The sequence below is a fragment of the Azospirillum terrae genome (assembly GCF_053470425.1).
The window spans coordinates 647,828-674,433 of sequence record NZ_JBPXMR010000001.1; the positions used below are offsets into that span (position 1 = coordinate 647,828).

Annotated in this window: 19 protein-coding genes; 11 read left to right on the forward strand and 8 right to left on the reverse strand. The window is 69.1% G+C overall.

What is annotated here, in order from left to right; genetic code table 11:
- Window position 1: 1 nt before the first annotated feature.
- Window positions 2–1,408: a hypothetical protein gene (locus ACSVDD_RS03055; RefSeq protein ID WP_448187813.1), complete on the reverse strand. Its 1,407-nt coding sequence runs from the start codon at window positions 1,406–1,408 to the stop codon at window positions 2–4.
- A gap of 931 nt (window positions 1,409–2,339) precedes the next feature.
- Between ACSVDD_RS03055 and ACSVDD_RS03060 the strand changes: the two genes are divergently transcribed.
- The 8 genes from ACSVDD_RS03060 (at window position 2,340) to galK (ending at window position 11,628) form a co-directional block, all read left to right on the forward strand.
- Complete coding sequence (locus ACSVDD_RS03060; protein WP_448187814.1) at window positions 2,340–3,077, forward strand: response regulator transcription factor; 738 nt, start codon at window positions 2,340–2,342, stop codon at window positions 3,075–3,077.
- A gap of 104 nt (window positions 3,078–3,181) precedes the next feature.
- Window positions 3,182–3,973, forward strand: a complete 792-nt coding sequence (locus tag ACSVDD_RS03065) for a sensor histidine kinase (RefSeq protein ID WP_448187815.1) — start codon at window positions 3,182–3,184, stop codon at window positions 3,971–3,973.
- Window positions 3,970–5,478, forward strand: coding sequence for an RAD55 family ATPase (locus tag ACSVDD_RS03070; protein ID WP_448187816.1), 1,509 nt, complete (start codon window positions 3,970–3,972; stop codon window positions 5,476–5,478). Before ACSVDD_RS03065 ends, ACSVDD_RS03070 begins: the two co-directional genes overlap by 4 nt.
- Window positions 5,479–5,481: 3 nt before the next feature.
- Complete coding sequence (locus ACSVDD_RS03075) at window positions 5,482–5,847, forward strand: response regulator (RefSeq protein WP_448187817.1); 366 nt, start codon at window positions 5,482–5,484, stop codon at window positions 5,845–5,847.
- Between the two features lie 146 nt (window positions 5,848–5,993).
- Window positions 5,994–6,908, forward strand: coding sequence for a phosphate/phosphite/phosphonate ABC transporter substrate-binding protein (locus ACSVDD_RS03080; protein ID WP_448187818.1), 915 nt, complete (start codon window positions 5,994–5,996; stop codon window positions 6,906–6,908).
- Complete coding sequence (locus tag ACSVDD_RS03085) at window positions 6,908–9,439, forward strand: hybrid sensor histidine kinase/response regulator (protein ID WP_448187819.1); 2,532 nt, start codon at window positions 6,908–6,910, stop codon at window positions 9,437–9,439. Before ACSVDD_RS03080 ends, ACSVDD_RS03085 begins: the two co-directional genes overlap by 1 nt.
- A gap of 63 nt (window positions 9,440–9,502) precedes the next feature.
- Complete coding sequence (locus ACSVDD_RS03090; protein ID WP_448187820.1) at window positions 9,503–10,570, forward strand: galactose-1-phosphate uridylyltransferase; 1,068 nt, start codon at window positions 9,503–9,505, stop codon at window positions 10,568–10,570.
- A complete protein-coding gene (galK, locus tag ACSVDD_RS03095) occupies window positions 10,567–11,628 on the forward strand; it encodes a galactokinase (RefSeq protein WP_448187821.1) in 1,062 nt (353 codons plus the stop codon). The genes ACSVDD_RS03090 and galK overlap by 4 nt, the downstream gene beginning before the upstream one ends.
- Window positions 11,629–11,631: 3 nt before the next feature.
- Here galK and ACSVDD_RS03100 read toward each other — a convergent pair whose 3' ends face one another.
- From ACSVDD_RS03100 to ACSVDD_RS03110, 3 genes are all read right to left on the reverse strand, one after another.
- On the reverse strand, window positions 11,632–11,835 hold the full coding sequence (locus ACSVDD_RS03100) for a hypothetical protein (RefSeq protein ID WP_448187822.1): 204 nt from the start codon (window positions 11,833–11,835) through the stop codon (window positions 11,632–11,634).
- Between the two features lie 55 nt (window positions 11,836–11,890).
- Window positions 11,891–12,925, reverse strand: coding sequence for an ABC transporter ATP-binding protein (locus tag ACSVDD_RS03105; protein WP_448187823.1), 1,035 nt, complete (start codon window positions 12,923–12,925; stop codon window positions 11,891–11,893).
- Between the two features lie 248 nt (window positions 12,926–13,173).
- Entirely contained in the window at window positions 13,174–15,402 is a 2,229-nt protein-coding gene (locus ACSVDD_RS03110) for an SDR family oxidoreductase (protein ID WP_448187824.1), read from the reverse strand.
- Between the two features lie 288 nt (window positions 15,403–15,690).
- Between ACSVDD_RS03110 and ACSVDD_RS03115 the strand changes: the two genes are divergently transcribed.
- Window positions 15,691–18,435: a glycoside hydrolase family 2 protein gene (locus tag ACSVDD_RS03115; RefSeq protein ID WP_448187825.1), complete on the forward strand. Its 2,745-nt coding sequence runs from the start codon at window positions 15,691–15,693 to the stop codon at window positions 18,433–18,435.
- A gap of 54 nt (window positions 18,436–18,489) precedes the next feature.
- Here the strand turns inward: ACSVDD_RS03115 and ACSVDD_RS03120 are convergent, their stop codons facing one another.
- From ACSVDD_RS03120 to ACSVDD_RS03135, 4 genes are read right to left on the reverse strand one after another with little or no spacing between them, the layout of a single operon-like run.
- Window positions 18,490–20,307, reverse strand: a complete 1,818-nt coding sequence (locus ACSVDD_RS03120; RefSeq protein ID WP_448187826.1) for an ABC transporter ATP-binding protein — start codon at window positions 20,305–20,307, stop codon at window positions 18,490–18,492.
- Window positions 20,308–20,328: 21 nt separating this feature from the next.
- Window positions 20,329–21,483 carry a glycoside hydrolase family 1 protein gene (locus tag ACSVDD_RS03125; protein ID WP_448187827.1) on the reverse strand — a complete coding sequence of 385 codons (1,155 nt, stop codon included), beginning with the start codon at window positions 21,481–21,483 and terminating at the stop codon, window positions 20,329–20,331.
- A gap of 47 nt (window positions 21,484–21,530) precedes the next feature.
- Window positions 21,531–22,820, reverse strand: a complete 1,290-nt coding sequence (gene glf, locus ACSVDD_RS03130) for a UDP-galactopyranose mutase (protein ID WP_448187828.1) — start codon at window positions 22,818–22,820, stop codon at window positions 21,531–21,533.
- Complete coding sequence (locus ACSVDD_RS03135; RefSeq protein ID WP_448187829.1) at window positions 22,808–23,830, reverse strand: glycosyltransferase family 1 protein; 1,023 nt, start codon at window positions 23,828–23,830, stop codon at window positions 22,808–22,810. The genes glf and ACSVDD_RS03135 overlap by 13 nt, the downstream gene beginning before the upstream one ends.
- 669 nt (window positions 23,831–24,499) lie before the next feature.
- On the opposite strand from ACSVDD_RS03135, the gene ACSVDD_RS03140 reads away from it, so the two are divergent.
- A complete protein-coding gene (locus ACSVDD_RS03140; RefSeq protein WP_448187830.1) occupies window positions 24,500–25,423 on the forward strand; it encodes an aldose 1-epimerase in 924 nt (307 codons plus the stop codon).
- 89 nt (window positions 25,424–25,512) lie between these two features.
- The gene (galE, locus tag ACSVDD_RS03145) at window positions 25,513–26,523 is read left to right on the forward strand and encodes a UDP-glucose 4-epimerase GalE (RefSeq protein ID WP_448187831.1); all 1,011 of its coding nucleotides are present in this window, start codon (window positions 25,513–25,515) and stop codon (window positions 26,521–26,523) included.
- The last annotated feature ends 83 nt before the right edge of the window (window positions 26,524–26,606 follow it).

Genomic DNA, 26,606 nt, shown 5'->3' on the forward strand with positions numbered 1-26,606 from the left:
CCTAATCCGTCGCCGTGTCCGCGCAGGGCTGCCGCACGGCGCTTTCCCGCAACAGCCGGCAGGCCGTCAGCGCCACGGTGAACACCGCCAGCCAGACGAGGCGGCTCTGGTAACGGTCGTGCGGGTTGGACAGCGCTCCGCAGACGAACGCGTTGGACAGCAGCGCCACGATGGTGAACAGGCCGAGATGCGCCAGCCCGCCCCAGCGCCGCCGGTACGCCAGCGCGGCCGCGGGCAACAGAAGCACCAGCGCGCCCTGCGCCACCGGCACGTGGACGGCGTTGAGGTCGCCTAGAGGCAGGGCGAACGCCTGCTGGCGCGCCGCGGCGAAGGCGGGCACCTCCTGCGGCAGGTAGCGGCCGATGGTATAGACGGTGTGGTGCTGCACCTCGTCCAGCCCCTCGCCGGTGCGCACCAGCCGAAGCTGGTCCCAGGTGGCGCGTGCCGCGCTCAGCAGGTGCTGACCGGGATAGGCGAGCAGGCTCTCCCAGGCGATGCGCTGCATCTCCGGCGTCGCGGCTTCCCAACCGCCGAGTTTCGCCAGCGGACTGCTCTCCATCCACAGCCAGTCGTCGGCGGTGCGCGGCAGCTCCGCGCGGTAGGCGCACAGCCGGTACGCGGGCGATGGGCAGTGGTCGTCGAGGAAGCGGGCGACGATGCCGTCCTGCACCAGCCGGCCGAACACGAAGCCGGCGCCGCCGGGCGTCAGGCGGAACTCGCCGGTGAACACCCCGGCGGCGAGCGGCACCGCCGCCACCCCGGCCATGACCAGCGCCACGGTCCGCCGCACGCGGATCCAGCAATGCCGCCAGTCCGCCGACACGGCTGCGGTGATGACGATCAGACCGATGGCCAGCGGCATGTGCGAGAGGTGTGACGCCACGGCCAGAACGACCGCACCGCCGGCCGCGCAACGCTCCGCCACCGACAGGTGGGTCCAGTGGTAGGCCACGAGGTACAGCGCCAGCACCAGCGACGCGCTCAGGAAGTCCGGCGCCGCCTGCGCCGCGTACCACGGCAGCCCGGTGACGAGCGCCGTCAATCCGGCCAGCGCCAGCGCATCGGCCGGGCGCAACGCCGGTTCGACCAGCCGCGCGGTGCGCAGCGCCAGCCAGACGACGAGCGCCGACTGCACCGCCACCAGCGGCCACAGCCCGCCGCCCAGCGCCAGCGTCGCCCGCATGAACAGCCCGTAGACCAGCGAGCGGCCGGGGAACAGCGTCAGCTCGAAGCCGCGCTCCAGGTAGCCGCCGGTGTCGAAATAGACCAGCGGGTACCCGTTGTAGAGGGCTGGCAACAGCAACAGCAGCGTGCCAAGCGCTCCGGTGCCGAGCCACGCGGCGCGCGCCCCGCCGAGCGAAGCCGGCCCGCGGCTTTGGGAGAGAGAAGGCACCACGTCGTCGGTCATGCCGCCGTCGTCTCCGAGGGTGATCGCTGCCGGGCACAGCCCACCCACAGAATGGACCGGAGCGCCGCGGGGGCGAGGGTTCTTCGGCAGCACCCCGGCCGGCGTGGCCCGGATGCGCGCCACCATCACGAACGCCAGGCCGCAAGCCCTTATTCCCGATAGAAAAAGGCCGCTGCGGTGAAGCAGCGGCCCGAAGTCTTCAGGGAGGAAACGCATAAAGCGTGATGCGAATGTAGCACCATCAGCCGTATGACCTTTGACCTGGATCAAGGGATTTTCAAACTCAGGAAAAAAGCCAAAATGTATCACAGGGCAGTCCCTACCTTCCGACATACGGCGTCCGTGTCTGGGCACCGGGACTGATTTGGCGATGTTTTTACGGCAGGGTGTCCCCCCACCCGGAAAGGACCCGCCCAAGCACGCAGGGCGGCCGACCCAGCGACTGCCCCCGGCCGCTGGGTCACAGAGCGGCAGCCGCGCAGCCCCCCTCGCGCGGTTGCCGCCCTCTCCCCTCCTCCCGCACAAAACACCCGGCGCACGGAAAAGCAGGCGCGCCGGAAGGCGCGCCTGCGAGTTTTGGAGGTGCTTCGCCCAAAGCACCCTATTTGAGTCGCTCCACAGTATGGCCCGCGCGGAGTTGCGGGAGGCCGGAAAGGCAGCCACAGCACGGCGCATGAGGAGGCATGGAACCGACACCGAACCTGCCGGCGCCCCGGCCCCTCCTGCGCGGGCCACGCCTTCCCAACACGCCGTATCCGCGGCTTGGCGCGCGTCTCGGAGGCCGTATCCCATCGGACAAGCGGAAAAAGCCCACAATTCAGGCTGTTTCGAACCTCGGCTGCGATCTTTCCGCTTTCCGGGGTGTTTTCCTCGATGGCCTGACCGTTCCGGCATACGCCGGAAGCGAAAGAAAATGCGAAGGAAGCCCCCGATGCGGAACCATGAACGTTACGGCATCGACCCTCAACGCCTGGGCGCCGCGCTGGAAAAAGGCGTCGATGTTACCGAAGCCCCGCGGTTCCTGGTGGTCGACGACCACGCGCTGGTGCGCCACGGCCTGACGCTGGCGCTCAAGCTGCGCTACCCCAAGGCAACACTGTTCGAGGCCGGCTCGCTGGCCGAGGCGCTACGGCGGGTGCGCTCCATCAGCAAGCTGACGGCGGTGCTCTACGATTTGCAGATGGCGGACGCCGATGGGCTGCCGGGCGTCGAGGCGATGCTGGAAGCGTTGCGCGGGATTCCGCTGCTGGTGATTTCCGCGTCGCTGGACGCGGGCATCGTCGCCGCCTGCATCCGCGCGGGAGCCCGCGGCTTTCTGCCCAAGGGATGCGACCCGGATGTGCTGAGCCACGCCCTGCCCATCGTGCTGGGCGGCGGCATCTACGCCCCGCTGCCGCGCACCCTTGCCACCGCCGCCTCCACCGCCGCCGGCCCGCCGGGCCAGCCACCACCACAGCCGCCGAACGGTGCCATGGACGCCCTCACCCACCGCCAGCGCGAGGTGCTGCGCCTGCTGCTCCAGGGCCAGTCCAACAAGGAGATCGCCCGGTCGCTGGGTGTGCTGGAGGGCACCGTGAAGGTGCACCTGCGCACGGTCATGCTGCGCCTGGGCGTGCGAAACCGCACGCAACTGGCGCTGATCGCCGCCCGCGCGGGGCTGTCGCCCTAGGACGATAGAGCTGTCGTAGGACAAGGAACGCCAACGGCCAAGGGCTGTTGACCGGCAAGCGTTCGGAGCGGGCCATCATCACACGCAGGGCTCAGGGGACACCATTGGAACAGCGGACCAGCCGCGCGCAGCCTGCCGACACGCCAAGCCGGGAAGCCGAGCTTGCGGCGCGGGTCGCGGAGCTGGAGACGTCCATCCAGGCGCGCGACACCTTCCTGACCGTCGCCGCGCACGAACTGCGCAACCCAATGTATGCGCTCAGCCTGCACCTGGACCTTGCGCTGAAGGCGGCCGAGACGCTGGGCGACGAGGGGCTGGTGCGGTCGCTGACCGCCGCCCGGCTGTCGCTGGAGCGCTATGTGGAGCGGGCGACGACGCTGCTGGACGTTTCGCGCATCAACGCCGGCCACAAGCAGCTCCAGCTCGAGGAGGTGGATTTCGCCGCCATCGTGCGGCAAGTGGCCGCCAGCTACGCGGCCGAGGCGGCGTACACCGGCTCCGACCTCCGCCTGCACCTTCCCGACCGTCTGATGGGCTGGTGGGACGGGCTGGCGCTGGAGCAGATCGTTGGCAACCTCGTCTCCAACGCCATCAAGTACGGCGCCGACGCGCCGGTGGACGTGACGCTGGCGTGCGACGGCGCAAATGTCCGCCTGACCGTGCGGGACCGCGGGCCGGGCATCCCCGCCGAGGATCGGGAGCGGATCTTCGGGCGGTTCGAACAGGTTGTGGGCAGCCACAGACGCGCCGGCTTCGGCGTCGGGCTGTGGCTCGTCCGTTCGCTGCTGGAGGCGCACGGCGGCGGTATCGCGGTCGAGAGCGCCCCCGGTGGAGGGGCCGTCTTCACCGCGCGTCTGCCCCTCGCCCATCCCTCCGCCGGAGGGCCACACCCATGACGACGCGAGACGACACACCGCCCATCGAACGGGTGCCGACCGGCATCCCCGGCCTGGATGCCGTGTTGTGCGGCGGGCTGCTCAAGGGGGGCGTCTACATCGTCCAGGGCACGCCGGGGGCCGGCAAGACGACCTTGGCCAACCAGATGTGCTTCACCCACGTGGCCTCCGGCGGGCGGGCGGCGTACATCACACTGCTGGCGGAATCGCACACGCGCATGCTCCAGCACCTGCGCCCCATGGCCTTCTTCGACGAGACGATCATCCCCGACCGGCTGTACTACGTCAGTGCCTTCCACATGTTGGAGAACGAGGGGCTGAAGGGCCTGACCGACCTGCTGCGCCGCGAGATCCGCAGCCACCGGGCCAGCCTGCTGGTCCTCGATGGGCTGGCGGCGGCGGAGGAAACGGCCACCTCCGCCCGCGAGTTCAAGAAGTTCGTCCACGAGGTGCAGAGCCACGCCGTCGCCAACGACTGCACCGTGCTGCTGCTCACCACCGGCGGGACCGGCGAGGTCAGCGCCGAGCACACCATCGTGGACGGGCTGATCGAACTGGACGACCAACTGTTCGACGTGCGCAGCGAACGCAGCCTGCACGTGCGCAAGTTCCGTGGCAGCGCGAGTTTGCGCGGCCGGCACCCGTTCCGCATCACTTCCGAAGGGCTGGTCGTCTACCCGCGCATCGAGGCGGCGTTCGCAGCGCCATCCCGGCACCCCCCGGCGTTGCACGTGCGGACGTCATCCGGCGTGGACGGGTTGGACGCCCTCATCGGCGGCGGCATGATCCGGGCGACGACCACCGCCACGGTGGGGCCGACGGGGGTCGGCAAGACGACGTTCGGGCTGCATTTCCTGCAAGGGTCGAGCGCCGCGGAACCCGGCCTGCTGTTCGGCTTCTACGAAACGCCCGAGCGCCTGAAGACCAAGGCAGCGATGCTGGGCATCGATCTGGCTGGACTGGAGGCCAGCGGGGCGCTGGAGATCGTCTGGCAGGCGCAGGGCGAGAACCTGCTGGATGAACTCGGGCACCGGCTGCTCGACGCGGTGCGGCGGCGCGGCGTGCGGCGGCTGTTCGTGGACGGTCTTGGCGGCTTCATCGAATCCGCCATCCACCCGGATCGGATCAGCCGCTACCTCTCGGTGCTGTCGAACGAGTTGCGGGCGCTGGACGTCACGACGATATACTCGCTGGAGACGCGCGACGTCGTCGGCCCCACGGTGCAGATGCCCATCTCCGGCGTCTCCTCGCTGGTCGAGAGCGTGGTGGTGTTGCGCTACGTCGAGGTGCAGGCGCACACCCGGCGTCTGCTCTCCATTATGAAGATCCGCGACAGCGGCTTCGACCCGGCCCTGCACGAGTTCGAGATCACCGACCGCGGAGTCGGCATCGTCGGGCCGTTTCCGGCCTACGAGGCGCTCCTCGGCGGGTTCGCCCACCAGCCGGAGGCGTCGCCGTCAGCTGGCCAGGGCCGTCCGTCCAAACGCCCCCCACGCCAGGAGTGATGCGTGAAGACCATCCTCCTTGTCGAAGACGAGTTCGGCATCGCCGGCGTCCTGACCCTCCTCTTGGAGGACGAGGGCTATCGCGTCTTCGCCGCCGCCAACGGCCGGCAGGCACTGGAGCGTCTGGCCGAGGCGCAGCCGGACCTCGTGGTGACCGACTTCATGATGCCGCTGATGGACGGTGCGGCGCTGGGGGCGGCGATGCGCGCCGACCCGGCGTACAGCGGCATCCCCATCATCTTGATGAGCGCGGTGCCGGAGGCGGCGCTGCGCCAGCATTTCGACGGCTACACCGCCTTCCTGCGCAAGCCCTTCGCCATCCCCGCCTTCTTCGAGTTGATCGGCGGCATCCTGGGCGACGACCATTAGAATTCCAGCATCCGACAGTAGTCACAGGCATCCGCAACGTCGGAATAGACAGTACAAATTTTATCGTTATTCTAGCGTTCCAGGATACCGGGGGCACAGGAACGGCGACGGACTTGGAACCAACACAGGATCGACCCGAAACGACATTGAGTCGCCGAACGGTGCTTGCCGGCCTTCTCGGTTGCGCCGCCCCCCTGATGGCCGGCTGCAAGCCCGAGGGGGAGGAGGTGTACCGCCCCGCCTTCACCGACAGCTCGCCGTTGCGCGAGCACGTCTACGTCTTCGGCATCCACCCGCTGCACAACCCGCAGCGCCTGTTCGACGTCTATCAGCCGCTGGTGGATTTGCTGAACCGGCGGCTCGACGGCGTGCGGGTGCGGCTGGAGGCGTCGCGCAACTACGCCGGATTTGAAAAGAAGCTGGCCGAGCGGCACTTTCACTTCGCCCTGCCCAACCCGTACCAGACCATCACCAGCACCGCGCACGGCTACCGGGTGTTCGGCAAGATGGGCGACGACGACCAGTTCCGCGGAATCATCCTGGTGCGCAAGGACAGCGGCATCACCGCCGTGGAGGATCTGCGCGGCAAGGCCGTCAGCTACCCCGCCCCCACCGCCCTGGCGGCGACCATGCTGCCGCAGTGGTTCCTGCACACCCACGGAGTGGACGTGCGCAACGATCTCGACAACCGCTACGTCGGTTCGCAGGAATCCTCGATCATGAACGTCTACCTGGGCACCACCGCGGCCGGCGCCACGTGGCCGCCGCCATGGCGCGCCTTCGCCCGCGAGCGGCCGGACATCGCCGCCCAGCTGGAGGTGCGCTGGCAAACCGACGCCCTGCCCAACAACGGCTTGGTCGCCCGCGACGACATGCCCGACGCGCTGGTCCGCCAAATCGGCGGGCTGTTGAACGCGCTGCACACCGGCGAGGAGGGCCGCGCCATCCTCGCCCCCATGGAACTGAGCCGGTTCGAGGTCGCCGACGACCGGACTTACCAGCCCGTGCGCGACTTCGTCGCCCGCTTCGAGCGCGACGTGCGGCCGGTGGGGGGGCCGTGATGACACGCCTGACGCGCCTGTGGTCCGGGTCGCTGCGCCGGCAACTGATGTGGGGCATCGCGCTGCTGCACGCGGTGATGATGACCCTGTTCGTCTACGATCTGGTAGAACGCCAGCGCGATTTCCTGCACCGCGAGGGGGTGGACCGCTCGCTCAGCCTGATCCAGGGTGTGGCGCGCAATTCCACCTCCTGGGTGCTGGCCGGCGACGTCGTGGGCTTGCAGGAACTGGTGCAGGCGTTCGCCGCGTACCCTGAGCTGCGCTACGCCTTCGTCGTGGACGAGGGCGGCAAGGTGCTGGCGCACTCCGATCCCGCGCTCATCGGCAAGTACCCCGCCGACCCGGTCAGCCGCCGCCTGTACGACGCGCCGGCCAAGCCGCAGATCCTGGTGGACGGTGCCGACCTCATCGACGCGGCGGCGCCTGTGCTGGCCGGGGGGCGGATCGTGGGCTGGGCGCGCCTCGGCACCAGCCTGGAGCGCGACCAGCGCGGCCTGCAACTCGTCTCCCGGCAGGGGCTGTTCTACACGCTGGCCGCCATCCTGATCGGCACGACGCTGGCGTTCCTGATGGCGCGCCGGCTGACCCGCGGCCTTTACGGACTGCTGGAGGTCGCCGAGGCGACGCGCGCCGGGCGGCGCGACCTGCGCGCGCCGGTCGACCGTGTGGACGAGGTCGGGCGGCTTGCCGCCTCCTTCAACCGCATGCTCGACACGCTGGTGCGCAGCGAGGACGATCTGCGCGAAGCCGGCCGGCGCCTGGAAGAGATCAACGAGGATCTGGAACACCGGGTGGCCGAGCGGACCGTCGAGCTGTCCGCCACCAACGCCCGCCTCAGCACCGAGGTCGAGGAGCGCCGGCGCACCGAGGAGGCGTTGCGCCACGCCCAGGCCGAACTGACCGCCGCCAAGGAGCGCGCCGAGGCCGCCAACACCGCCAAAAGCGATTTCCTGGCCAACATGAGCCATGAGATCCGCACGCCGATGAACGGCATCCTGGGCATGAACGGCCTGCTGCTGGAATCGCCGCTCGACCCCGAGCAACGCCAGTACGCCGAGGCGGTGCGCGAGGCGTCGGAGGCGCTGCTGACCGTCATCAACGACATCCTCGACGTCTCCAAGCTGGAGGCCGGCAAGGTAGAACTGGAGGATGTGGACTTCGAGCTGGAGCCGCTGGTCGAAAGCGTCGTCGAGATCCTCGCACCCAAGGCGCAGGAAAAGCTGGTGGAGATCGGCGTGTGGATCGCGCCGAAGGCGCGCGGTTCGTTCCGCGGCGATCCGACGCGGCTGCGGCAGGTGCTGCTCAACCTCGTGGGCAACGGCGTCAAGTTCACCGACCGCGGTTCGGTCATGCTGGAGGTCCAGCATGTCGGCGAGGCGGACGGCAGCGTCGAGCTGGCCTTCGAGATCGTCGACACCGGCGTCGGCATCGCCCCGGAGTCCGTGGGCAAGCTGTTCGACAAGTTCACCCAGGCCGACGGCTCGATCACCCGGCGCTTCGGCGGCACCGGCCTCGGCCTGTCGATCTGCAAGCGGCTGGTCGAACTGATGGACGGCGACATCGAGGTGACCAGCCGGCTCGGCGCCGGCTCGACCTTCCGCGTCACCGCAAGCCTGCGGCCGGCCCACAGCGCCGCCCCGGCGGAGCGGCGGGTGCTGCACAGCTTCGTCGGGCGCCGTGTGCTCGTCGTCGACGACATCGAGATGAACCGCCGCATCCTGGTCAAGATTCTGGGCGGCCTGGGCGCCGAGGTGACCACCGCCGAGGACGGCCCGGCGGCGCTGGCGGCGCTGGAGCGGGCGGCTGCGGCCGGGCAATCCTTCGACTTGGCCATCCTCGACCAGATGATGCCGGGCATGGCCGGCGAGACGCTGGCGGAGCGCATTCGCGCCCTGCCCTCGCACACCGGGATGAAGCTGCTGCTGGCCTCGTCCATCGGCCGGCCCAACGCGTCGGAAAAGGCGGCGCGCGTCGGCTTCGACTGCATCCTGGTCAAGCCGCTGCGCCCGCGCCTGCTGCTGGATGCGCTGGCAAGCCTGTTCGGCCAGCCCGCCCCGGCGGAGGCTGTGCACGGTCCCGCCCATGCACAGCCGCAGACCGCCAATGGCTGGCACCTGCTGCTGGCCGAGGACAACCACATCAACCAACTGTTCGCCAAGCGGCTGCTGGAGAAGAGCGGCTACCGCGTGGACGTGGTGGAGAACGGCGTGCAGGCGATCACCGCGTGGCGGACGACGCCGTACGATCTCATCCTCATGGACGTGCAGATGCCGGGCATGGACGGCATCGAGGCGACCCGCCGCATCCGCGCCGAGGAGCCGCCCGGCCACGCCATCCCCATCGTGGCGCTGACCGCCCACGCCATGGCCGGCATGGACGAGCACTACGCCGCCGCCGGCATGTCGGCCTATGTGTCCAAACCGTTCGAGCCGACGGTGCTGCGCTCCACCATCGCCCGCCTGCTCGACGGCAGGCCGCCCGCGGCGGCGGAGTTGGCTCTGTCGGAGGAGGCAGGCATCCTTCGGCGATAGGCCTGCGACGGGAGCTGCGGGCAACTGTTCTGGTGCGGGGGACCCGCAACACCGGAGACAGTGGTGCAGCCGAACGCAGCATCCCGACCGTTCCACAGGCGCACGCACGTCAAGGCGGACGGGCGCAAACTCTACCTTTTCGGCTGGCAGCCGCACGAATTGCCGGTCACACAGGAACTGGAGCCCGGCCCCGCCCCGCAGCCGCATCTGCGCTGGCATCCGCTGCGCGGCGAATGGGTGGGCTACGCCAGCCACCGCCAGGAGCGCACCTTCAAGCCGCCGGCCGAGTTCTGCCCGCTCTGCCCGGTGCAGGCGCAAGGCTTCCCCGGCGAGATCCCCTTCGCCGACTTCGAGATCGCGGTGTTCGAGAACCGCTTCCCGGCCTTCGCCCCCGCCGCCCCGCCGCCGCCCGAGTTGCCCATCCCCACCGCCCCGGCCAAGGGGCAGTGCGAGGTGGTGGTCTACAGCGCGGCGCACAGCGGCAACCTCGCGGTGCTGACGCGCGAGCGGCGCGAATTGCTGGTGCGGGTGTGGGCCGACCGCTACCGCGACCTGCTGGCGCAGGACGGCGTCGCCTTCGTCATGCCCTTCGAGAACCGCGGCGAGGAGATCGGCGTCACCCTGCACCACCCGCACGGCCAGATCTACGCCTTCCCCTTCGTGCCGCCCGCCGTGGCGCCGCTGGTGGCGGCGTTCCGCGAAGCGCCGGTGCTGGAGGACATGCGGCGCGGGATCGGTGACGTCTACGACGTGGCCGGCAACAACCGGGTGGTGGCCTTCGTGCCGCCCTGCGCGCGCTTTCCATCCGAGGTGTGGCTGATGCCGCGGGCGTTCCACCCCGGCCCCTGGACCTTCTCGGACGAGGACGTCACCGCCTTCGCCGAATTGCTGGGCGAGGTGGTGGCGCGTTACGACGGGTTGTACGGCAAACCAATGCCGTACCTGTGCATCCTCTACGCCGCACCGCGCGGCGAGGAGGAGCATTTCCACTTCCACATCCAGTTCTACCCGTTCCTGCGCACCGCCGACCGGCTGAAGTACCTCGCCGGCTGCGAGCAGGGTGCGGGCATGTTCCTGGTGGACGGCCTGCCCGAGCAGATGGCCGCCCGCCTGCGCGAGGTCACCCTATGAGCGCGCTGTTCTCCGAGATCTTCGGCCGCACCCCCGCCGCGACCGCCAAGGCCCCGGCCCGCGCCAATCTGCTGGGCGAGCACACCGACTACAACGACGGCTTCGTGCTGCCGACGCCGTTGCCTTACTTCACCACGGTCGCGGTCGGGCCGGGCGCCCCCGGCGTGATCGAGGCGCACGCCGCGCGCTTCCACGAGACGCTCACCCGCCCGCTCGACGCGCCGCCGGGCGGCGATTGGCTGGACTACGTGCTGGGCTGCGTGCGGGTGGTGATGCAGGACGGCGCCGTGGTGAAGGGCCTGCGCGTCAGCGTCGAGAGCGACGTGCCCATGGGCGCCGGCATCTCCAGCTCCGCGGCGCTGGAGGTGGCGACGCTGCGGGCCTTGCGGGAGTGGCTGGGGCTCGGCCTGGACGAGGTGGCGATCGCCCGCCTTGGGCAACGCGCGGAGTCCGGCTACGTCGGCATGCCCTGCGGGATCATGGACCAGATGGTCAGCTCGCTCGGCACACCGGGACAGGCGTTGTTCCTCGACACGCGCTCTATGGAACACCGGCTGCTTGCGCTGCCGCAGAGTCACCGCTTGGCGGTGGTGCATTCCGGCGTGTCGCACCGGCTGACCGATGGCGGTTACCGCCAGCGCCGCTCGGAATGCGAGGCGGCGGCATCCGCCCTGACGGTGGCGAGCCTGCGCGACGTGGATGTGGCCGACCTGCCGGCCATCGCGGCTTTGCCCGAGCCGCTGAACCGCCGCGCCCGGCATGTCGTCACCGAGAACCGCCGCGTGCTCGACGGCGTGGCGGCGCTGGAGCGCGGCGACGTGGCGGCGTTCGGCCGCCTGATGGTGGAAAGCCACGCCTCGCAACGCGACGACTACAAGGTCTCCGTGCCGGAGATCGACGCGCTGGTGGAAACCGCCCTGCGGCGCGGCGCCATCGGCGCCCGGCTGACCGGCGGCGGCTTCGGCGGCTGCATCATCGCCCTGGTGGAAGACCCGGAGTCCTGGTGGCCGGCCGTGGCCGGCGAGCACCCGGAGGCGCGGCTGGTGTACCCGCGCTGACGCTCAGGTGTTCTCGGTCGCCAGCGACAGGGCGAGGCCGCGGGCGTCGAGGAAGCCCGGATGCCGGGTCACCAGCTTGCCGCCGGTGTACACGCCCCAGGCGCTCTGGAAACCGGCGCCTTCGTACTGGATGTCCACGCGGCGGTTGCCGTGCTGCACACGGAAGTGGCGGGGGGAGAGCTTCGTCCACACGGGCTTGGTCGCCATCTCCAACGCTCCTATGGTTAATGCATCGTGTGACGCATTATTCGCACTCGACTGGTTAATGCGGGCTTAAAGCCGTGGCGAGCGCCGCGGGCGCAAAAGACGGGGCGCTACCCATTTCGGCGTCGTCGTTGGCCGGGCCGCAGGCATCGATCTCGACGAAGAAGGCCTTGATGGCCGGCATGGTCTCCATCCACTGCTTTTGCAGCTCGATGCCCGCGCCGACGCAGTTCAGCACGTAGGTGGACCAGCTCAGCGAGGCCAGGAAGTAGCCGAGGGAATAGACGTTGCCGTCCACGTACCACGCGCCGACCACCCAGGTGCACAGGTTGGTGACGTTGACGATCAGCCCGCGCCCGAAGTTGAACACCAGGAAGCGCCGCCCGGTATGGGCGCCGAAGCCGGCGTAGGTGGCGAAGCGCTCGTCGTAGTCCTCGGCGGTCCGGTGCTGCTTGTTCTCGATGATGATGGCGAGCAGGTTGCGGAAAACATGCGTGTGGACGCGCTGGCGCTCGTAATCCAGTTCCTGGAGCCGGGTGTAGAGCGGCTTCAGCACGCTGTTCAGGTAGATGGTGGCGAGCACGTCCAGCGCGCCGCCGGCCATGGCGATCAAACCGATCAGCGGGTACCACCACAGCAGCATCCCCAGCGTCACGATGCCGGGAATGGTCACCGGAATGGCGACGCGGACGAAGGCGTTGATGAACTGCACCAGCACGACCTCGCCGCGCTCGACGATGGCCTGCTGCATGGCGGTGTCGCGGCCATCCTTCACGCGCTGGCGCAGCACGCGCTTCAACATGCTGACGCCCAGGTGCCGCGGCCCGGCGTACTGGAACCCGGCAAGGTCCACCCGCCCCAGCACATAGGGCAGCATGTTGCCGTGGCAGACCCAGAACAGGAAGGCCGTGGCGATCATGGTGTAGGTGGCGTCCAGCGGCCGATGCTGGGCCATGGCGTCGATCACCTGCCCGCCGAACAGGGGCACCGCCAAGTCGCCGGCCTTCTGCACCATGATAATCAACGAAATCAGCGCAAGCGGCTTCCAGAACGGCAGGAAGAGGGTGAGCACCCTTCTGACGATCGGCAGCATAGGAACCCCTGTATGACTGTGTACGTCTCGAGGAGCAGACTGACGCCAGGGCATTAAGTGAAGATGAACTTCGCCAAGTGTCCCACAAATGCTTTTCCAAGTGTGGGCGGAGGGAATAATCCCCGCTCCCGCCCCGGGAGAGGGAGGGGCCCACGCGCAGCGTGGGAGGGTGAGGGTGCCTCCAAGGATCCTTGCACCTACCCTCACCCGGCCGCTGCGCGGCCATCCTCTCCCCGGAGGGGCGAGGGTTAACCCACCGCCTCCATCGCGTGCACCTCGACGACCTTCCGCGCCGCCAGGTACCGGTGCAGCGCGTGGTCCAGCGACGGCAGTCCCGCCCCGCGGCCGGAGCGCAACGCGCTGTAGGCCGGCCGTTTGGCGATCCAGCCCAGGTCGGCCGCCGGAACGCCCAACACCCGGTCCGGGTCGAGCCCCGCCCCGCGCACCGCTGCGCGGGCGAACTCGGCCCAGGTCACGGCACCGGTGTTGGCGAGGTGCCAAACCCCGCGCTCGCGGTCCATCAGCAGATCGAGCGCCACGTTGACCAGATCCGGCAGGTAGGTGGGCGACACCGTCACGTCACAAGCCGCCGAGAAGAACCGCCCGCTCGCCACCGCGCGGATGGCGCGGGTGGCGTCGTTGCGCTCGTCCCATGGCCCGAACAGCGCCCCGGCGCGCACCACCAGTGCCTGGGGATGCGCCGCCAGCACCGCCCGCTCGGCCTCCAGCTTGGTCCGCCCGTAGACGCTGAGTGGCCGGGCGTCGTCGTCCTCGCCATAGGGCGCGGCAGCCTCGCCATCGAACACCAGATGCGAGGAGAACCCCAGCAACGGCACCCCCGCCGCCGCGCAGCCCTGCGCCAGCACTTCGGCGGCGTGGACGTTGTCGCGGCGCGAGCGCTCGGCGCGGATCTCCGCCTCGTCCACCCGCGTCAAACCGGCGGCGTTCACCACCGCCCACGGCCGGTGGCGCTCCAGCGCCGCGGCGACCGCGCCGGTCTCGGCGAGGTCCAACTCCGTCCGCGACAGCCGGACATAGGCCAGCCCGCGCACCACGCACAGCCGCGCCACCGCGTCGGCCAGCGTCCCGCCGCCACCGGCGATCAGCACCGGGCGCGGTTGCCGGTCGGGAGCCGTCCAGCGGTGGCGGGTGACGACGAACGGACAGCCGCGCGCCGGTGTCCAGTGGAAGCGGTCCTCGCGCTGCCACCAGCCCGGCCCGTCGAACGCCGGATGGTCGGCCTTGCCGGTCCGCGCGAGATCGCGCAGCAGGTGGGCCAGCGCGGTGGGCCGGATCTCCGGCCCGCGCACGTCGAACACGCCGGATTCATAAAAGCCGTCACGCCGGGTCAGCAGGCTGTTCCAGTCATAGCTTCCCAGCAGCGCCCACGCCGTCACGCCGCGAATGTCCACGCCGCGCGCGCGCAGTCGGTGCGCGCCGTCCCAGGCATCCTTGAACCAGCGCAGTTGCTCCTCGCGCGAGGAGCCGTTGTGCACCTCGGTGGCGGCGACCGGCAGGCGGTAGCGGTTCCACGCCTCCTCGATCAGGCTTTCCATCCCCTCCACGCCCTCGGCAAGGACGCGGATCGCCTCGACGTCCACGTGACGCTCGCCGCCCTCCTGCGTCGTGCGGACGCCGGGGTAGCGCCGCACGCGCTCGTCCAGAAAGCGCTCGCTGGTCAGGTAATGGTCGATGCCCAGGATGTCCGGCGGGCACGGGTCGGCGGCCAATTCGTCAAGGTCGCGCTCCAGCCCGGACTGCGTCAGATACCCCCACAGCGGGTGCTCGCGGTTCACACGCCCGGTCAGCAGATCGAAGGTCAGCCAGCGCCGGTGGTTCTCATGCTCGGCCTGAGCGGCGAGGCGCGGCGTGCTGTGCGCCTTGCCGAGATCCTCGGTCTGCACCAGCCGCGCGGCCGGGTTCACCGAGCGGATCGCCTTCATGGCGAGTCGGGTCGCCTGCACCTCGTTGATGAGGATGCGCAGGAACACGCTGTGGTCGCGTGCGTGCGGGTACCACAGGCCGTACAGGCCGCAGAAGCGCGCGGTGGTCAGCGGCTCGTTGATCGGCGTGTAGAGGTCCATCCACGCATAGCGCTCGGCCACGCGCGCGGCGTAGTCGGCGAACTTCTGCGGAAAATCCGGCTGCGTCAGGTCGGTGCCGCGCGGGCCGTTGCCGTGGTGCAGCAGCGTCGCGATGGGATTGACGCCCAGGTCGCGCAGGCGCCCGAGCCGCTCGTCGGTCCAGCGCCAGTCGGCCTTGTCCAGGCCGCGCGGCGCCACCCGCTCCCACAGTACGGGATAGCGGATCGCCGTGATGCCGAGCCCGGCGAAGGCGTCGAGATCCCTTGGCCGGTCCTGGTGCCCGCTCAAGCGCGTCTGATCGACGACGCTGTTGCGGAGCCGGACGACCGAGCACTCCAACCCGCCCCAAAGCTCAATGGGGTGTGGCTGCGTGGTGTCTGCGCGTGACGGCAAAACCCGTCCTCCTGGCGGCGTGATGGGACCGCCTCCGGTGTCGCGCAAACGTGGTTACCGGGATGTTAAGAAATGCCGGAAGCAGGGTCGTGCCGGACTTTGTCACACCGCAAGTCGTTGCCCATTCTTGTCACAGCCGCCGAAGTACAGGCGCACCGCGGCTCGGCGGAACGCCCCCTTTTGCGCCGGCTTCCCGGCCCGGCATTGGTTATCTTTTGTTAACCATAACCTTCGAAGACTTCGCTCACCTTTTCCGGGCAAGCCCGACCAAAAAATGCGGAGCGAAGCGTGCAGCGCACCACCCTCTCTCTCGACGGCGATTGGGATTTCCAGTTTTTCGGCGACGAGGCCGTCGCACTCGACGACGTGACCGTCTGGCGGACCTGCGCGGTGCCCGGCCCGTGGCAGGCGCAGTTCGGTGATCTGCGCGAGCGCCAGGGCCGCGCGTGGTACCGGCGCACCGTCGAGGTTCCGGCCGACTGGCAGGGCGCTCCGGTGTTCGTGCGCTTCGGCGCGGTGAACTACCACGCCCGCGTGCTGGTCAACGGCATCGAGGTGATGACGCACGAGGGCGGCTACCTGCCCTTCGAAGCGCCGGTCGGCCGCTTCCTGCGCTCAGGCCGCAACGAGATCGCCGTCGCCGTGACCGCGCCGACCGACGACCCCGACGCCTACCCCGAGTTCCCCTTCGCCGAGACGCCGTTCGGCAAGCAGAGCTGGTACGGCCCGCTGTCCGGCATCTGGCAGTCGGTGACGCTGGAGCGCCGTGCCGCCGACCACATCACCGCGTTGCGCCTCGTCCCCGACCTGACGGACGGCTCGGTCAAGGTGGCGATCCAGTTGGGGCAGCGGCTTCGCCGCAACCATGACTTCGACCTTGAGGTTACCGGCCCGGATGGCGTTTGCGCCTCGCTGGTGGTGACCGCCGCCGCCGGGCAGGACCACGTCACGGCCGACCTCGTCGTGCCGCACGTGCAGGCGTGGTCGCCGGAGAGCCCGACGATCTACCGCCTGACCGCGACGCTGCGCCAGGACGGCGAGAGCGTGGACCACCGCACGGAGAGCTTCGGCTTCCGCACCGTCGAGACCAAAGACGGCCGCATCCACCTGAACGGCCAGCCCATCATGCTGCGCTCGGCGCTGGATCAGGATTACTACCCGGACGGCATCTGCACCGTCCCCTCGGTGGCGTTCCTGGAGGACCAGTTCCGCAAGGCCAAGGAACTCGGCCTGAACTGCCTGCGCTGTCACATCAAGGTGCCGGACCCGCGCTACTATGAGGTTGCCGACCGCGTCGGCCTGCTGATCTGGACCGAGTTGCCCAACGCCGGCCGCCTGACCGGCCCGGCCGCCGAGCGGCTGGAGGCGACGCTGAAGGGTATCGTCGAGCGCGATGGCAACCATCCATCGATCATCTGCTGGACGATCATCAACGAGAACTGGGGCACCGACCTCGTCCACAACGCGGAGCACCGGGCTTGGGTCAACAAGACCTACGCGTGGCTCAAGGGCTTCGACCCGACGCGGCTGGTGGTGGACAACTCGCCGCTGTGGCCAAGCTTCCACGTCCAGTCGGACATCGAGGACTATCATTTCTACGCGGCGATGCCCGATCACCGCGGCTCGTGGGACGGCTTCGTCGAGCGCATGGCGAACCGGCGCGAGGCCACCTACACCCACCACGGCGACGCCAGGCGCACCGGAGCCGAGCCGCTGATGTGCTCGGAGTTCGGCAACTGGGGCCTGCCCGATCCGAAGAAGCTGCGCAGCCCGGACGGCAAGGAGCCGTGGTGGTTCGAGACCGGCCACGACTGGGGCGAGGGTGTCATGTACGCCCACGGCGTCGAGACGCGTTTCACCTCCTACGGCCTGGACCGCGTGTTCGGCAGCATGGAGAATTTCGTCGAGGCGGCGCAGTGGCAGCAGTTCCGCGCGCTCAAGTACCAGATTGAGGCGATGCGCCGTCAGCCGACGCTGGCCGGCTACGTCATCACCGAGTTCACCGACTGCCATTGGGAGTCGAACGGCCTGCTGGACATGCGCCGCAACCCGCGCGCCTTCCACAGCGTCTTCCACACCATCAACGCCGACACCATCGTCGTGCCCCAATGGGACCGGGTGGCGTACTGGGAGGGTGAGGAGGTCCGCGTCGGACTTGCCGCCGCGCACGGCCGGGGCGACAGCGTGCAGGGCACCGAGTTGCGCTGGAGCCTTGACGCCGCCGATGCCGGCGGGGCCGAGCCGATGGACCTGACGCCGGGTGTGCGCCATGGCCGCGAGGCGGTGTTCGCGGCACCGCACGTCGCCGTGCCGGAGATGCACCGCCTGGAGCTGGAAATCGCCACCCGCAACGATCTGCTCGCCACCAACCATGTGGAACTGGCGATCCACCCGCGTCGGCAGGGGCCATCAGCCGGTCCGGTGTCGGTGTGGACGCCGGACGCCGACTTGGGCGAGCGCTTCGCGGCGCTGGGCTACACAGCGGCGCCGGACGCGGCGTCCGCCGACGTGGTGATCGCCCGCCGGCTGGACGAAGAGCGCTGCGCCGAGGTGCGGGCCGGTGCGCGGCTGGTGCTGCTGGCCGACGAGCCGCAAGACTTGCAGCCGATCTTCCCGCACTTCCAGAACGTGCGGGTGACGCCGCGCCACGGGTCGATGTGGCTGGGGGCGTGGGCTTCATCCTTCTCGTGGGTGAAGCGGTCCGGCCCGTTCGCCCGGCTGCCGGGCGGGCCGCTGATCGACCACAGCTTCGACCGCGTGATCCCCAACCACGTCATCGCCAACTGCACCACCTGGGATTTCCAGGCCCGCGTGCACGCCGGCATGGTGGTCGGCTGGGTGCACAAGCCGGCGGCGCTGATCGTCGAGCGCAACTGCGGCCACGGCCGCATGGTGGCGACCACCTTCCGCCTGCTGGAAGACGCCCCCGGCGCCGACCCGACCGCGACGACGTTGCTGGACGGGCTGGTGGAACTGGCGCTGAAGGGACGCACGGCCACTGTGACGGAGCAGATACGCGAAGGCGTGGAGTAAGGGGAAAGCAAAAGCCCTCCTCCTCCGCTCCCGGCGGGGGAGGGCCAATCTTCCTTACTCCGCCGCCCGCAATCCCCGCTCCAGCGCCTCGTCCATGCTGAATCCCTCGGCCTGCAAGCGCCACAGCGCGTCGAAGGTGCCGCCGCGGCGGCGCAGATCGGTGGGGTGGCCGTCCTCGACGATGTGGCCGTCCAACAGCACGATGATGCGGTCGAAGCCCGACAGCGTCGACAGCCGGTGCGCCACCGCCAGCACCGTGCGCCCCTGCATCAGCTTGCTCAGCGCCCGCTGGATTTCGATCTCGCTCTCGGTGTCCAGGGCCGAGGTCGCCTCGTCGAGGATCAGGATCGGCGCGTTCTTCAAAAACGCCCGCGCGATGCCCAGGCGCTGGCGCTGGCCGCCCGACAGTTTGACGCCGCGCTCGCCCACCAGCGTGTCGTAACCCTGCGGCAAATCGCGGATGAAGTCGTCGCAATAGGCGGCGCGCGCGGCGGCGATCACCGCCTCGTCCGACGCCTCGGGGCGGCCGTAGCGGATGTTCTCCAGGACCGAGCGGTGGAACAGCGAGATTTCCTGCGGCACCACGGCAATGGCGTTGCGCAGGCTGTCCTGGCTGACGCTCTCCAGGCTCTGGCCGTCGATGCGGATGGCGCCGCCCTGCACGTCGTCCAGGCGCTGGAGCAGACCGACCAGCGTCGACTTCCCCGCCCCCGACGGCCCGACGACGCCAAGGCGCTGTCCGGCCGGGATGTGCAGCGTGAAGTCCTGGAACACCTCGCGCCCGTCCGCATAGGCGAAGCGCACGCCTTCGAAGTCGATGGCACCGCCCAGCCCGATCAGCGCATGCGCGTTGCTCCGGTCGCTGACGGCGTGCGGCGGGCCGATCACCCGCAGCGTCTCGGCGATCAGGCCGAAGTGCTGCGTCGTGCCGACCAGCGCGAAGGCCAGATCGCGCGAGCCATGCAGGATGCGGAAGGTCAGCGCGCTGACCAGCACCACATCGCCCGGCGTGATCCGCCCCTCGGTCCACAGCAGAACCGCCCACACCAGCATGCCGCCGGCCATCAGCCACAGGCAGGCGTCGTGCAGCACGCGCGTCTTCTCCAGGTACAGCCAGCTGCGGCGCTGGGCGTCGGCCTCGCGGCCGAAGCGCTCGGCCAGCCGGCCCCGTTCGATGCGCAGCGCCGAAAAGGCCTTCACCACCCAGATGTTCGACACCACGTCCACCAGCTCGCCGCCGGCGGTCGAGGCGTGGTCGGCGTAGGCCCGGTGCAGCGGCCGGCCGCGCGCGCCGACGAAGGCGATGCCGCCCGCGACCAGCCCGGTGAAGACCACCAGCGCCGCCGCCATGCGCCAGTCGACCGTGGTCAGCACCAGCACGGCGCCGAGGAAGTCGACGCAGGGCGGCAGGATGTTCCAGCTGAAGGTGCCGATGAGCGCCCCCGCCGCCCCTGCCGTGGCGGTGATGCGGTTGCCGAGCGAGCCGGCGAAGTGCTCGGAGAAATAGCGCATGGGGTGACCGCAGAGGTGCTGGAACAGGTCGAGACGGATGTCCACGCCGACGCCCACCACGGTCCGGCAGCCGAGCCAGCCGCCCAGGCGCCACAGAACGTTCTCCGTGCCTATCAACGCGATGAACAGCCCAAGCGGCCACCAGACGGCGACAACGCTGCGTTCGGGCACCGCCATGGCGTCCACCAGCAATTTCATGCCGTACTGCACGGCGACGGCGCACGCCGCCGCCCCGGACACCAGCAGCGCCAGCCCGACGAAGTGCCAGGGCCAGCGCGCGACGTAGCGCAGGAAGAACAGGATCGGGCGTTGCGGGAACCGAGGATCGGCCGGCAAAGCGGGAGATATGGCGGGAGGCATAGGCACAAGTCCTCGGGTTGGTCAGACGGCGGCGGCGATGGTGTGCCGGCTGCGGCCCTGGAGCGAATGGTCGAACAGCGCCTGCTGGCGGCGCAGCTCGTCGGCGAGCGGCAGATGGACGGAGCGGTGCTCGGCGGTGGGAAAGCCGAGCAGCCCCACCGGGCAATGGCGCTCGTTGGTCCAACCCGGATAGTCGAGGATCGGGTAGAGGCAGATGCCCTGCACCGGCACGCCGGCCTGGATGGCGGCCATCACCTCACCGGCGACGTAGCGCAGCCACGGCGCCCGCGCGGCACCCTCGGCGCCGGTTTCGGCCACCAGGATCGGCCGGCGGTAGCGCTCCCACACATCGGCGAGCATCGCGCGGAACGGCTTGTAGAGCGGGTGGCCTCGCTCCATGGTAGGACCGTGCAGGCACCATTGGTTGTCGGAGTAGAAGTTGACGCCGATGACGTCCAGCAGATCCGGCCGGCCGCCAAGGCCCGGCCACAGGCCGCCAGCGATCATGTCCCAGGACTGGTACTGGGCGCGGGTGTAGGCCACCGCCTCCTCGCGGTCCTCGGGCCGGTCCGGCGATGCGGCGACGTTGATCACCGGGTCCACGTGCACGAAGCGGGCGCGCGAGTCCACGGCGTGCACCGCCTCCATCCCGGCGATGGCGGCGCGGACCAGCTGATGCTTCAATTCGAAGCCGCGCCCGAACGCGCATGGATTTATCCGGCCATGATCGCCGCCGGCCCAGGACCAGTAGGCGATCTCGTTGACCGGGCAGTAGAACGGCACGGCGTCCGTCTCCTCGCGCACCAGCCGCGCCAAGGCTCCGGCGAAGCGGGCAAAGCGGTCGACGAACTGCGGGCGCCAGATGTCGATGCCGTCCGGGAAGCCGTAGTGGCAGAGGTCCCAGACAACCTGCACCCCCAGGTCCCGCGCGGCGCGCAGCATGGGCAAAAAGCTGGACCAGTCGTAGCGGCCGGGCGCCGTTTCGATCAGGTGCCAGCGCACGCCGTCACGCACCGTGCGGATGCCATGCCGGAGCATTGCCCGGTAATCCTGCGCAGCGGCCCGGTCGTGACCGGTCGCCGCGATCAGATCGAGGCGCCGGCCATCGTCGCGCCGGTGGGTCGAGCATTCGAAACCGCCGAGGAAAATGCTCTCGAACAAGGTCGGCGTAAGCATCCGTCTTCCCCTCCCGGATGATGTCCGTCGGACCGTTGGGAGGCGGCCTATTCGGCCGCGTCCACTCGTTTTTCCATGGGAACGCCGTGCGCCAGCGTGGACAGCGCCCGTGCCGCCCCCGACAGAGCCCGCTCCTCTTCATCGGCCTTGGCGATGCGGCCGTAGAGCGTCAGCGCCTGGGCCACGACCTGATCCATGTTGTAGTAGCGGTAGGTCGCCAGCCGCCCGACGAAATGCACGTTCGGCGTGGCATCGGCCAACGCCTGGTACTTGCGGTACAGCTCCGCGTTCTCCGGCTTGGGCACGGGGTAGTACGGGTCGCCCTCGGCCGAGGGGAACTCGTAGGTCAGGCTGGTCTTGGCGTGCCGCTGGCCGGTCAGGTGCTTGTATTCGGTGATGCGGGTGTGCGGCACGTCCTCGGCCGGGTAGTTCACCACCGCCACCGGCTGGAACTGCTCCTGGTCCACCGTCTCGTGCCGGAAGTGCAGCGAGCGGTAGGGCAGCTTGCCGTACCGGTGATCGAAGAACTCGTCGATCGGGCCGGTGAAGATCAGATTGTCATGACGCACCTCGCGCGCCACCTCGCGGTAGTCGGCGTTGACCATGATCTTGATGTTCGGGTGGTCCAGCATGTTTTCGAACATCCGCGTGTAGCCATGCAGCGGCATGTTCTGGAAGCTGTCGCCGAAATAGCGGTCGTCGTCGTTGGTCCGCGTCGGCACGCGCGACGTGACCGCCTTGTCCAGCTCGGACGGGTCGAGGCCCCATTGCTTGCGGGTGTAGCCGCGGAAGAACGTTTCGTACAGCTCCCGCCCGACGGCGCCGACCACCACGTCCTCCGAGGTGCGGACCTCCGCCACCGGCTCGGCGCGTGATGCCAGGAAGGCGGCGACGCCGGCCTCGTCCAGATCCAGTCCGTACAGCGTGTTGACGGTGGTCCGGTTGATGGGGATCGGCACGAGGCGCCGGTCGACCCGTGCCAACACCCTGTGCTCGTACGGGCGCCACTTGGTGAAGCGCGACAGGTACTCGGCCACCTGCGCCGAGTTGGTGTGGAAGATGTGCGGGCCGTAGCGGTGGATGAGGATGCCGTCGTCGTTGTAGTGGTCGTAGGCGTTGCCGCCAATGTGCGGGCGCCGGTCGATGAGCAGCACGCGCTTGCCAAGCCCGCGGGCCAGCCGCTCGGCCAGCACGCTGCCGGCAAAGCCCGCCCCGACGATCAGATAGTCGAAGCCGGCACGGCCGGTCAGCGCGACGCCGTTGCGATGCCCGTGCAAGGGGCTGACGAAGGGTTCGCCCCCGGCGGCGCCGATGGCACCGGAGTTCAGATCACGCATTCGATCAGTCCTTTCATTCGGCCCCAGGTCGAATCCCAGGACATGTCGCCCAGCACCCGGTCCACCGTCGCCAGCCACGCGGGCGAGGTGCGCTCCACGGCCAGCGCCCGTTCGCACGCCGCAACGAAATCCTCGGGCGTCGCGGCGATATAGACGAGCCCGGTGTCGCCGTAGGTCCGCACCACGTCGCGAACCGGCGTGGACACCACCGGCCGGCCGGAGGCCAGGAACTCCGGCGTCTTGGTAGGGCTGATGAAGCGCGTGGATTCGTTCATGGCGAACGGCATCAGCGCCACGTCCCAACCCTGGAGGTAGCGCGGCAGGTCGGCGTAGCCGCGCATGCCCAGGTAGTGGATGTTCGGCGCTTGCGGCAGCGTCGCCGGGTCGATCTTCACCACCGGCCCGATCATCACGAACTGCCACGCCGGCCGCATGCGGGCGATGGCGCCCAGCAGGTCGATGTCGAACCGCTCGTCGATCACCCCGAAGAAGCCCAGGCGCGGGCGCGGCAGCGCCGCCTGATCCTCGGGCTCGGTGATGGAGTGGCGCGCCTGCGCGAAGTGGGCGATGTCCACGCTGCTGGGAAAGGCGTGCACGCTGGGGTGGAGGCCGCGCTTGGCCTCATAGAGGCTGTAGCCGCCGGTGAACACGAGGTCGGCGCGCTCCAGCAGCGCGCGTTCGCGCTTGATGAGCTGGGGCGGCGCGCCGCGGAAGGCCGACAACTCGTCCATGCAGTCGTAGACCACCGCCGCCGCCGGCAGATGGTCGGAGAACGACAGGCTCATGGGCGTGTAGTACCAGAGCAGAGGCCGCTCGATGCCCATCTGGACGAAGAAGCGATCGAGCAGGGCGCGCTGGGCAGCCTCGTGGTCCATGCCCCGGGGGATGCGTGGCACCACGATCTTCACGCCGACGTCGGTCTCATGCACGTCCAGGAACGGCTCGGCGGCGTCGGTGCCGACCGGCTCTTCGACGAAGAACAGGCGGAATTCGCGGGCGAACCGCGTCATCAGGTGCTGCGGCCGCTGGTGAACGAAATGCCAGCGCAGGTGCGAGAAGCAGACAAAATCGTGAGGCCGCCGTTGGTCGTACAATAATTTCGTCGAACTTAGGTCAATATCTTCGGTTTTAATCTGCAAATCGCCCCGTACAGCCAAGCCCTCGCCTCCATTGTATTTCATGCGCCACGTCTCCCAAGAGCCGATGAGTTGCGAAAATCCGACCTCCTGCGGCAATCCCCCCACAGGGTCGCGTCAGGTAAACACACCAAACCGGCATTCTCTTCCGGCGTCGGGCAACAGCGCGTAATCCCAAGGGTTCCCGTAGTCGGCGACACCGAACCGGGTTAACTCGCGTTTTCCAATGGGTCGTGCATTTGCCTCGGTCTAACGTGGCAGTGCGCTGATATTCATCGGTTTTGCCGCTGCTATACAGGATCGAACAACGACCGGCAGTTCATCGACATGTATGCTTTGCTGCCGGGATTCGCAGCCCCGACTTTTCTTCCGGCATAACACGCACTTGGTAACCCGATGCGCGCGCCGCGACGCATAGGGTGGGGTCACCTGAGACAAAACGGCGACATGCCCGCTCGCCCGCTTTCTTGGCCTCGACCGGCTGGTGGGCGGCGGGGATACTCGCGCACGATGGCTTTGCCCCAGTTCGAGGATCTTCCAAGCATGTCGACCCGCCCCGCGGCCCTGCGTCTGCCTGACGTCGTCACGATCTCTGCCGGCACGCTCACACTCGACGTGGCACCGCAGGTCGGCGGCTCCATCGCGCGCTTTTCGAGTCTGCGCGACGGCCGGCGCATCGACTGGCTGCGCCCGGCCACGCCCGAGGCCCTGGCCGCCCGCGACCCGCTGGGCATGGCGAGCTTTCCGCTGATCCCCTATTGCAACCGCATCCGTGACGGCCGCTTCAGCTTCGACGGCGTCGATGTGCAGTTGCCCGCCAACTACGCCGCCTCGCGCCACGCCATCCACGGCGACGCGTGGCAGCGCCCCTGGACCGTGCTGGAGCACGGACCGGCCATGCTGACCCTGGATCTGGAACACGCACCCGGCGCTTGGCCCTTCGCCTACGCCGCCCGTCAGACCTTCGAACTGACCGCCAGGGAGTTGACCGTACGCCTGATGGTGACCAACACCGGAACGACGGCCATGCCGCTCGGCCTCGGCCACCATCCCTACCTGCCGCGCACACCGGAGACGACGATCACCGCCAACGTGGACGCCATCTGGTTCTCCGACCGCGAGGTGATGCCGACCACGCTGGAGCGCAACTGGGTGACCGAGCGCCTCGCCAAGGGCTTGCGCGTCGCCGACGCCTCGTTGGACAACAACTTCACCGGCTGGGACCGCACCGCAACGGTGCGCTGGCCGGAACACGGCACCGCGTTGCGCATGACCGCCGACCCGTTGCTCGATTTCCTGGTAGCCTACACGCCGGCTCATGAGAAATTCTTCTGTCTGGAGCCGGTGGGCAACTGCACGGATTGGCCGAATCTCACCCACCTCGGCGGTCCCCAGGTCGGCGGCATGGTGCTGGTCCCCGGCGAGACGACCGAGGTGCGCTTCCGGTTGGAGCCCTGCTGTCCGTAAGGCGTAACCGCCGGTTCATTCCGGTAAGTCAGACTGACCTTTACCCCGGCCATACCCAGGTGTGGCCGGGACCTTCGAGGAGATTGTTCGTGCGCAAGGAAACGGTTCTCGTCACGGGAGGCGCCGGCTATGTCGGCAGCCACGCGGCGTTCGCCCTGCTCGACGCCGGCTACCGGGTCGTGGTGGTGGACGATCTGTCCACCGGCTACCGCGAGGCGGTGCCGGCCGAGGCCGAATTCGTCCAGGCGGACATCGGCGACGCTGCCTCGGTGGCGGACGTCATCGGCCGGATGGGCGTCACGGCGGTGATGCACTTCGCCGGCTCCATCGTCGTGCCGGAATCGGTGGAAAAGCCGCTCGACTACTACGCCAACAACACCATGAACAGCCTGTCGCTGGTCCGCACCTGCATCGCGGGCGGGGTGCGGGCGTTCCTGTTCTCCTCGACGGCGGCGGTGTACGGCGCGCCCGACCGCGTGCCCATCGTCGAGACCATGCCGACCAAGCCGGTCAACCCCTACGGCGCCTCCAAGCTGATGACCGAGCGCATGCTGGCCGACGCCGCCGCGGCGCACGGCCTGCGCTATGCCTGCCTGCGCTACTTCAACGTCGCCGGGGCGGACCCGGCAGGGCGCGCCGGACAGTCCTCGCGCGTCGCCACGCATCTCATCAAGATCGCCTCGCAGACGGCGCTCGGCCTGCGTCCGCGCATGTCGGTGTTCGGCGACGACTACCCGACGCCGGACGGCACCTGCATCCGCGACTACATCCACGTGACCGACCTTGTGGCGGCGCACGAGCAGACGCTGACCCATCTGCTGGGCGGAGCGGATTCCTTCATCGCCAACTGCGGCTACGGACGCGGCTATTCGGTGAAGCAGATCCTGGAAACGATGGAGAAGGTCATCGGCCGTCCGCTGCCGGTGGACATCGCTGGCCGCCGTGCCGGTGATCCGCCGGAACTGGTGGCGGATTCCACGCTGCTCCGCCGCACCGTCGGCTGGACGCCGAAGCACGATGACCTGGAACAGATCATCCGCAACGCGCTGGATTGGGAGGAGTCGCTGATCCGCAGCGGACGGCTGACAAAGGCAGGGTAGGTTCAAACGGCACGGTTGCACTGGCCGGCGATTTACCCTAGGATGACTTTCCTCGCCGGAAAGCCGTGCCCGCGTGGTGCGGA

Excerpts from the sequence above, each read along its gene's own strand:
- ACSVDD_RS03055 (WP_448187813.1), bottom strand. The coding sequence starts at position 1,408 with ATGACCGACGACGTGGTGCCTTCTCTCTCCCAAAGCCGCGGGCCGGCT.
- ACSVDD_RS03060 (WP_448187814.1), top strand. The coding sequence starts at position 2,340 with ATGCGGAACCATGAACGTTACGGCATCGACCCTCAACGCCTGGGCGCC.
- ACSVDD_RS03070 (WP_448187816.1), top strand. The coding sequence starts at position 3,970 with ATGACGACGCGAGACGACACACCGCCCATCGAACGGGTGCCGACCGGC.
- ACSVDD_RS03085 (WP_448187819.1), top strand. The coding sequence starts at position 6,908 with ATGACACGCCTGACGCGCCTGTGGTCCGGGTCGCTGCGCCGGCAACTG.
- galK (WP_448187821.1), top strand. The coding sequence starts at position 10,567 with ATGAGCGCGCTGTTCTCCGAGATCTTCGGCCGCACCCCCGCCGCGACC.
- ACSVDD_RS03100 (WP_448187822.1), bottom strand. The coding sequence starts at position 11,835 with ATGGCGACCAAGCCCGTGTGGACGAAGCTCTCCCCCCGCCACTTCCGT.
- ACSVDD_RS03105 (WP_448187823.1), bottom strand. The coding sequence starts at position 12,925 with ATGCTGCCGATCGTCAGAAGGGTGCTCACCCTCTTCCTGCCGTTCTGG.
- ACSVDD_RS03120 (WP_448187826.1), bottom strand. The coding sequence starts at position 20,307 with ATGCCTCCCGCCATATCTCCCGCTTTGCCGGCCGATCCTCGGTTCCCG.
- ACSVDD_RS03125 (WP_448187827.1), bottom strand. The coding sequence starts at position 21,483 with ATGCTTACGCCGACCTTGTTCGAGAGCATTTTCCTCGGCGGTTTCGAA.
- glf (WP_448187828.1), bottom strand. The coding sequence starts at position 22,820 with ATGCGTGATCTGAACTCCGGTGCCATCGGCGCCGCCGGGGGCGAACCC.
- ACSVDD_RS03135 (WP_448187829.1), bottom strand. The coding sequence starts at position 23,830 with ATGACGCGGTTCGCCCGCGAATTCCGCCTGTTCTTCGTCGAAGAGCCG.
- ACSVDD_RS03140 (WP_448187830.1), top strand. The coding sequence starts at position 24,500 with ATGTCGACCCGCCCCGCGGCCCTGCGTCTGCCTGACGTCGTCACGATC.